Below are 7401 nucleotides of genomic sequence, written 5' to 3'. Positions count from 1 at the left end.
CTTTCTGTCTCTTTTTGAGCTTCTACTAATTCGGCTAATAATTTCCAAACATCATCGGCGGTGGTGGTCATAATTTTTCCTCTGAATTAACTTGGCACTAACCCGATTATATCTTGTTTGAAGGATAGAGCCTGATGGCAGATAATGAAATAGTAGCGATTTTTTTTAATATGGCGGATCGCAATTGTAAGTCGAAATGGCTATCGATCATAGGAATTGGTGAAGATGGCTTAGAAGGGTTAAGTTCAGTGGGGCGAAGTCTGCTTTCTTTAGCATCAGTTATTGTCGGTGGTGAACGTCATCTGGCAATGTTACCCCCAGAGGATCAACGGCAAAAACTGCTCTGGACTTCTCCCATTCAAGACTCTGTGAACGAGATTATCCGCCGTCGTGGTCAATCCGTCTGTGTTTTGGCCAGTGGTGATCCCATGTGCTACGGAATTGGTGTCACCCTCACCCGTCAGATTCCCCTTGAGGAAATGACGATTATTCCCTCTCCTTCTAGCTTTAGTCTTGCCTGTAGTCGTTTGGGTTGGTCCCTGAGTGAAGTAGAAACTTTGAGTTTGTGCGGCCGTCCTCCGGCTTTGTTAAATGGGGTGCTTTATCCCGGTGCTAAACTGCTGGTACTGAGCGCCGATGCCGAGACTCCTGCGATCGCTGCTCGGCTTCTAACCGAGGCAGGTTTTGGCGAAAGTTCCATCACGGTTTTAGAACATCTAGGGGGAACCCAGGAACGCCACATCCAAGGCATCGCCAACGATTGGCAGTTTACAGATCTGGCAGATTTAAATGTCATTGCCATTAGCTGTATCTCCTCCCATCCTCCTACCCGGGCGCCGCGCCTTCCCGGACTGCCGGATTCTGCTTACCATCATGACGGACAGTTGACAAAAAGAGAAGTTCGTGCTATCACTCTGAGTACATTGGCTCCCCTACCCGGACAATTGCTCTGGGATGTGGGAGCGGGTTGTGGTTCCATTGCCATTGAGTGGCTGCGTAGCGATCGCCGTTGCCAGGCTATTGCGATCGAACATCATCCCACCAGATTACAATACATTGCCGATAATGCCGCCGCCTTGGGAACGCCCCATCTGCAAATCGTCGCCGGAATTGCACCGAGCGCCTTGGCAGATTTACCGCCACCGGACGCTATTTTTATTGGTGGCGGTATCACCACACCCCACCTATTGGAAACCTGTTGGTTAGCCCTGCGCCCCGGGGGTCGTCTTGTTGCTAACACTGTTACAATTGAAAGTGAATTAGTCCTCTTGCAATGGCATAGTAAATTAGGCGGGGAACTGCTGCGGATTGGCATTGAAAAAGCCGAACCTGTCGGTAAGTTTTTAGGTTGGAAAGCAATGGCTCCCGTAACCCAGTGGACTGTTGTGAAACCGAGATTGTAAATCCTTGATTTTGTCCTTGATCTCTCTTGCAAAAGTTGTAGATAGAACTTTTTGCTCTAATTCCTCTTCTTCTGGACTTTATTATAGAATTAAGTTGTTGACATTTTCTAGTTTTAACTTTTTAATTAGTCTTATGGTTTCGCAACTAGATAAAACTAACGTCACTGAAATTATCTACCCCGATAGCGATGGTCAACCCATGGCGGATAATACCCTGCAATTTCGTTGGATTACGACAATTAAAACTAATTTAGACTGGCTATTTCGCGAGCAGTCTGATGTCTTTGTTGCGGGGGATTTACTTTGGTATCCCGTGGAAAATGATAATAAACTGCGTCAAGCACCGGATATTATGGTAGTTTTTGGGAGACCAAAAGGGGAAAGGGGTTCCTATCGACAATGGTTAGAAAATAATATTAGTCCCCAGGTGGTTTTTGAAATCCTCTCTCCGGGTAACACCCTCACGGAAATGGCCAAAAAACAGCTATTTTATGACCGTTATGGGGTTGAGGAATATTATCTTTATGATCCCCATAAAAACGATGCCAGTGGTGGGATAAGAGGCGAAAATCAGCTAGAAATTCTGGAAACTCTCGATAATTGGGTTAGTCCCCGTTTAGGAATACGTTTTCAGTTAGGAGAACCGGAAATGTTGCTTTTTTATCCCGATGGACAAGCTTTCACTAGCTATAATCAGGAAAAACAACGAGCGGAACGATTGGCAAATAAACTGCGGGAATTAGGCCTTAATCCTGACGAAATCTAGGTTTATCTCTTGACCGCAGTTTAAAGTTAATCTTTGTTAAGAGACAACTAAAAAATAGCCCTAGTGGGCTATATGTATTTTCAGTATGATGAAGTTAGTTTAGTTGAATTAGTACAAAAAAACTGATGTTTAGGGATAATAATGTAGATGAAATTACGCAAAATTTTTATAGTATTTATGGCTCTATTGAAGGGCCGTTAGTATCTATTAATATTGCCAATCGTCAAAAGATAAAGATGGGGATTCGTAGCCTAACTGATAACAAAATTATTAAATGTTTTTTTCCTGAAGAACTTTTTGAACAAGCTAGAGAAGCATTAGGAAAAAGAGTTTATGTTTTTGGGTTAATTCGGCAGTATTTGCATGGAGAAAAAATCAATATTCAAGTGCAAGAAATGAAAGTTTTTCCTAAAAAATCTGCTGCTTCTTCCCTGTCTAATATTATCAATTCAATTAGAGGTTAGTTTTGAAGAAAAAGTCGATCAAAAAACCTTATTGTGATTCGGGAATCTTGAACAATTTTTTTAATGAAGAACTCCAGTATTATGAACGCAGAACTAGATTAATATTGTCAACATACCAATACAAAAAAAGGTGGGACTTGCCCACCTTTGTCACTAAACTATTGTCCTTTCTCCACTGCTGCCACAATCAATAAAGTTTTGAGGACAGAATCAGGATTAAGACTGATAGAATCGATGCCTAATTCCACTAAAAATTGAGCGAATTCGGGGTAATCACTGGGGGCTTGACCACAGATACCGATTTTGCGATTATGGGCTTTAGCGGTTTCAATGGCCATTTTCACCATGCGTTTAACTCCCTCATTCCGTTCATCAAAAAGATGGGCAACTAGGGCAGAATCCCGGTCTAATCCTAAGGTTAATTGGGTCAAATCATTAGAACCGATCGAAAATCCGTCAAACACCTGAGCAAATTGGTCAGCAAGAATTACATTACTTGGTAACTCACACATCACATAAACTTGCAAACCATTAACCCCGCGTTCGAGACCATTTTTCGCCATTTCTTCGAGGACTCTCATCCCTTCTTCGGGGGTACGACAGAAAGGAATCATCGGAATCACATTAGTTAATCCCATTTCTTCCCGTACCATTTTCAGCGCCCGACATTCCAAAGCGAAAGCTTCGCGATAATTAGGATCAGTATAACGGGAAGCACCGCGCCAACCGATCATCGGGTTTTCTTCCTTGGGTTCAAAGGGTTTGCCACCCAATAAATTAGCGTATTCATTGGATTTAAAATCGGACATCCGCACAATTACATCTTTGGGGTAGAATGCGGCTGCAATCATGGCAATTCCCCGGGCCAATTTATCGACGAAAAATTGGGGTTTATCCTCGTAGTGTTTGGTTAATTCGGCGATTTGGTCTTTTACGTCCCCTTCTTCCAATTCGTGGAATTTCAGCAAAGCGCTGGGGTGGGCCTGAATATGGTTAGCGATAATGAATTCTAGACGCGCCAAACCGACACCTTGGGCAGGAATATCGGCAAAAGCGAAGGCTTTTTCGGGATTACCGATATTCATCAGGATTTTTGTCCGAGTTTCGGGCAAATTATCCAGGGGAGTTTCGCGAATTTCAAAGGGTAGCAATCCGAGGTAAACTTTCCCTTCATCCCCTTCCGCACAGCAAACGGTGACTTCCTGTCCGGTTTTAATCGTTTCCGTGGCATTATTGCAACCCACGATCGCCGGAATGCCCATTTCTCGCGCGATAATAGCGGCATGGCAAGTACGACCACCTTGATTAGTAACGATCGCGCTTGCTTGTTTCATAATCGGTTCCCAGTCGGGATCCGTGCGATTGGTGACGAGAACTTCTCCCGGTTTAAAGTTGTTGATTTTATCGACACTGAGGATGACTCTGGCTTTTCCTTGACCGATTGCCGCACCTACACTCCGTCCCACTGCTAAAACGTCACTTTTTTGCTTAATTTCGTAGGATTTAAGGATATTAGCGGCTTTTTGCGATTGTACGGTTTCTGGGCGCGCCTGAACGATAAAGAGTTCTCCCGTGATCCCATCTTTTGCCCATTCGATGTCCATGGGGGTGTAGATTCCGCGCACTTGCGAGTAATGTTCCTCGATTTCGGTCGTCCAACGGGCTAAAGTGAGGATTTCCTGGTCATTAATGCAGAATTGATCCTGTTCTAGCTTGTTAACTCGGATATTCTTGGTTAGACGCGATCCTCCATCATCGTAGATCATCTTGATCGCTTTACTGCCGAGGCGTTTGTCGAGGATGGGTTTGTAGCCGTTTTTAAGAGTGGGTTTAAAAACTAGATATTCGTCGGGGTTAACAGCGCCTTGCACGACATTTTCCCCTAAACCGTAGGCTGCCGTGATTAAAGCGGCATTTTTGAACCCTGTTTCCGTATCGATGGAAAACATCACCCCAGAGGTGGCTAGATCTGAACGCACCATTTTTTGGACACCGACGGAAAGGGCGACGGCAAAGTGATCGAAACCGTTATGATGACGGTAGGAAATAGCGCGATCGGTGAATAAAGAGGCAAAACATTTATGGCAAGCTTCTAAAACTCCCCTCACCCCTTGGACGTTGAGATAGGTTTCCTGCTGTCCGGCAAAACTCGCTTCTGGTAAGTCTTCGGCAGTGGCGCTCGAGCGAACGGCCACATCGATGGAATGATAGAGATCATCGCCATAACGTTCACAGAGTCGGCGATAGGCAATAGCGATCGCATGACTTAAATCATCGGGGAATGGTGTATTTAAGATTAATGTGCGCGCTTGTTTACCTTTTTCTTGCAGGTTCTGCACATCGTTTTCGTCTAAATCTTGGAAAATTTGTCTTAATTGTGCGTCTAGTCCGGCTTTTTCGACAAAGTGACGGTAAGCGTAAGCGGTGGTGGCGAATCCTGTGGGGACATTAATCCCTTTCGGGGTTAATTGTTGGATCATTTCGCCTAAGGAGGAGTTTTTCCCACCGACTAATCCCACATCTTTACTATCTACTTCTTCAAACCACAGAATTAATGCTTGTTCTCTAGAGGTTCTCGCAACATCTTGTAGTAGCATCATAAGTATTTTTACCTCTGTACTTTATACTTTCAGTTTAGCGAGATACCATCTTCAAAAACCCTTGAGTTTGATATTTATTTACAAAACTCTTAATAGCAAACTCAGCCACTATCACCCTATCTCTAAAGGGTTTAATTGTCTAGCTTTTTATACAAAAATTAATACATTATTCAGGGATCTCAACAGTAATTTTCCTCAATGATAGCCTTAGTTATCTCAAAATAGTTACAGCATTTATCTCAATGGTGAGATAGGAAGTTTTCATTTTGGGGAGTCGGTCGTCAGCAGTCAGGAGTCAATACCAAATTAGGTTATACTTTTTTTTATGAGAAGGGCTGTAATTTAGCAATACGTCACCTTCAGTTTTAGGCATTTTCAAGGTCTGATAATAGTTCTTCTTCTGTTAAGTTAATCATCGCTACGCCAAAATCGGTCAATCTCAATAAAAAATTAACCCTATCCACTCCTAATAAATTGGCAGCCATACCCGATGAAATACGTTTCATCTCAAAGAGTTTTACTACCATAACCCAGGTTGCTTCTCTCTCGAATTCCTCGCGGGTTTTTTGAAGAAAGTCGGGTAAATTTTCAGGATAATTTATTGTGAGTTGTAAAGTCATATCTCCTGCTATATTTATCTCATTTTTTTAGGTTGGATTTCACCTAGTTTAGCTCCATCCAACCTAGATTTATTTATAGTTGTGTAATGGTGACATCAACAGTTGTAACCGTAGTTCCCAAACTGGATAAAGGAGGTTGAATTTCCTGTTCATTACCCACTACTAGAGTCACAATTTGATTCGGTTGTAGATATTGTTGTGCCACTCGTTGAATATCGGCAATTGTCACACCTTTTACCGCTTGTTGATAACGGAAGATAAAATCTTGGGGATAACCATAGTATTCATAGGTCATCAATCGCGATAAATTTTGAGCAGGTTTCTCAAACTTAAAAACAAAAGAATTGAGAATAGCATTTTTAGCATCTTCTAATTCTTTTGCGCTTACGGGTTGATTGCGAAGGCGCTCGATTTCGCCTAAAATTGCCTTAATAAAAGGTACGGTGGCATCGGTGCGAGTTTGACCTCCGGCAATAAATAAACCGGGATAATCATAACGACTATTCCAGACACCATAGACAGAATAAGCTAATCCTTGACGGGAACGTACTTCATTAAATAAACGACCACCAAAACCGCTTAAAATCTCATTTAATACCGTTAAAGCGGGATAGTCGGGACTATCCAAACGACCCCCAAGATGACCTAATAAAACGCTACTCTGGGTTAATTGGGGTTGATTGACGACAAAGACACCTTGAAGATTTTTTTGGGTTGCCGAAGGGGTGACAATTTTAGTGGCAGTTGCGGGATTTTTCCAATTGCCAAAAGTTTTATTGATTAATGCTTTCATCGACTGAGAATCAAAATCACCGACAATTCCTAAAATTATTTGGTCGGGACGGACATAGGTACGATAAAAATCGATTAAATCCTGACGGTCAATATTAGCTAAAGTGCTATATTCTACAGTACGAGCGTAGGGGCTATTATCACCATAGACTAGCTTGCGGAACTCCCGACTAGCAATATCATCGGGATCATCATTACGTCGGGCAATCGCCCCTTTTTCCTGAACTTTGGCTAATTCTACCCTCTGATTTTCAAAAGCTGGGGAACGCAAAACCTCGGCAAAGAGATTAAAAACTGTTTCTAAATCTTCACTAAGAGCGCTAAAACTAGCAGTTCCAGCGTTAAGATCGATCGAGGTTTCTACTAGGGCTGCTCTTTGTTCTAATAATTGATTTAAGACATTAGAAGGATGTTTTTCCGTGCCACCACTACGCAGCACGGTTCCAGTAATATCAGCTAATCCGACTTTTTCCCCGGATTCTAATCTTCCTCCTGTGCGAATCATCGCCGTACCACTCACTAACGGTAAGCTCCGATCCTCCATTAAATAAACCACCATACCATTATCTAGTTGATAGCGCTCGTATTGGGGAACTGTCACTTCAGGAAGGGGAGGAAAAGTTAAATCGGTAAAATGTCGCGGAGTTTGGGCAATTGCCGGGGAACGAAAAGCTAGGACACCTATCAGGGTGATAACTATTAAACCTAGCCATTGGAAGCGTTTTTTCATGATTATATTTATTTTAGGTGTTGGGT

At 42.7% G+C, this 7401-nt stretch carries 6 protein-coding genes and 1 pseudogene; 3 read left to right on the top strand and 4 right to left on the bottom strand.

Translation table 11 applies throughout. The features are described from left to right. A pseudogene (locus EWV84_RS22615) lies at positions 1-71 on the bottom strand (DUF3782 domain-containing protein); the annotation flags it as partial. A 63-nt stretch (positions 72-134) separates the two neighbouring features. Here EWV84_RS22615 and cbiE point away from each other — a divergent pair. From cbiE to EWV84_RS22600, 3 genes are all read left to right on the top strand, one after another. Next, positions 135-1403, top strand: coding sequence for a precorrin-6y C5,15-methyltransferase (decarboxylating) subunit CbiE (cbiE, locus tag EWV84_RS22610; RefSeq protein ID WP_286824773.1), 1269 nt, complete (start codon positions 135-137; stop codon positions 1401-1403). 133 nt (positions 1404-1536) lie between these two features. Further along, a complete protein-coding gene (locus EWV84_RS22605; RefSeq protein WP_287080246.1) occupies positions 1537-2169 on the top strand; it encodes a Uma2 family endonuclease in 633 nt (210 codons plus the stop codon). A gap of 125 nt (positions 2170-2294) precedes the next feature. Continuing rightward, on the top strand, positions 2295-2633 hold the full coding sequence (locus EWV84_RS22600) for a hypothetical protein (protein ID WP_287080244.1): 339 nt from the start codon (positions 2295-2297) through the stop codon (positions 2631-2633). Positions 2634-2791: 158 nt separating this feature from the next. Here EWV84_RS22600 and ppsA read toward each other — a convergent pair whose 3' ends face one another. The 3 genes from ppsA to EWV84_RS22585 all read right to left on the bottom strand — a co-directional run bounded on the left by ppsA (position 2792) and on the right by EWV84_RS22585 (position 7375). After that, on the bottom strand, positions 2792-5233 hold the full coding sequence (gene ppsA / locus EWV84_RS22595) for a phosphoenolpyruvate synthase (RefSeq protein ID WP_287080242.1): 2442 nt from the start codon (positions 5231-5233) through the stop codon (positions 2792-2794). Between the two features lie 365 nt (positions 5234-5598). Continuing rightward, entirely contained in the window at positions 5599-5853 is a 255-nt protein-coding gene (locus EWV84_RS22590) for a UPF0175 family protein (protein ID WP_287080239.1), read from the bottom strand. A 73-nt stretch (positions 5854-5926) separates the two neighbouring features. Then, positions 5927-7375, bottom strand: a complete 1449-nt coding sequence (locus EWV84_RS22585) for a M16 family metallopeptidase (RefSeq protein ID WP_287080236.1) — start codon at positions 7373-7375, stop codon at positions 5927-5929. Positions 7376-7401: the final 26 nt, after the last annotated feature.

This window comes from Microcystis sp. M_QC_C_20170808_M3Col (assembly GCF_007095505.1).
Lineage (GTDB): Bacteria > Cyanobacteriota > Cyanobacteriia > Cyanobacteriales > Microcystaceae > Microcystis.
This window is presented reverse-complemented; position numbering and strand designations above follow the sequence as displayed.

Coding starts and splice junctions, on each gene's coding strand:
- cbiE (WP_286824773.1), top strand. CDS start 135: ATGGCAGATAATGAAATAGTAGCGATTTTTTTTAATATGGCGGATCGC.
- EWV84_RS22605 (WP_287080246.1), top strand. CDS start 1,537: ATGGTTTCGCAACTAGATAAAACTAACGTCACTGAAATTATCTACCCC.
- EWV84_RS22600 (WP_287080244.1), top strand. CDS start 2,295: ATGTTTAGGGATAATAATGTAGATGAAATTACGCAAAATTTTTATAGT.
- ppsA (WP_287080242.1), bottom strand. CDS start 5,233: ATGATGCTACTACAAGATGTTGCGAGAACCTCTAGAGAACAAGCATTA.
- EWV84_RS22590 (WP_287080239.1), bottom strand. CDS start 5,853: ATGACTTTACAACTCACAATAAATTATCCTGAAAATTTACCCGACTTT.
- EWV84_RS22585 (WP_287080236.1), bottom strand. CDS start 7,375: ATGAAAAAACGCTTCCAATGGCTAGGTTTAATAGTTATCACCCTGATA.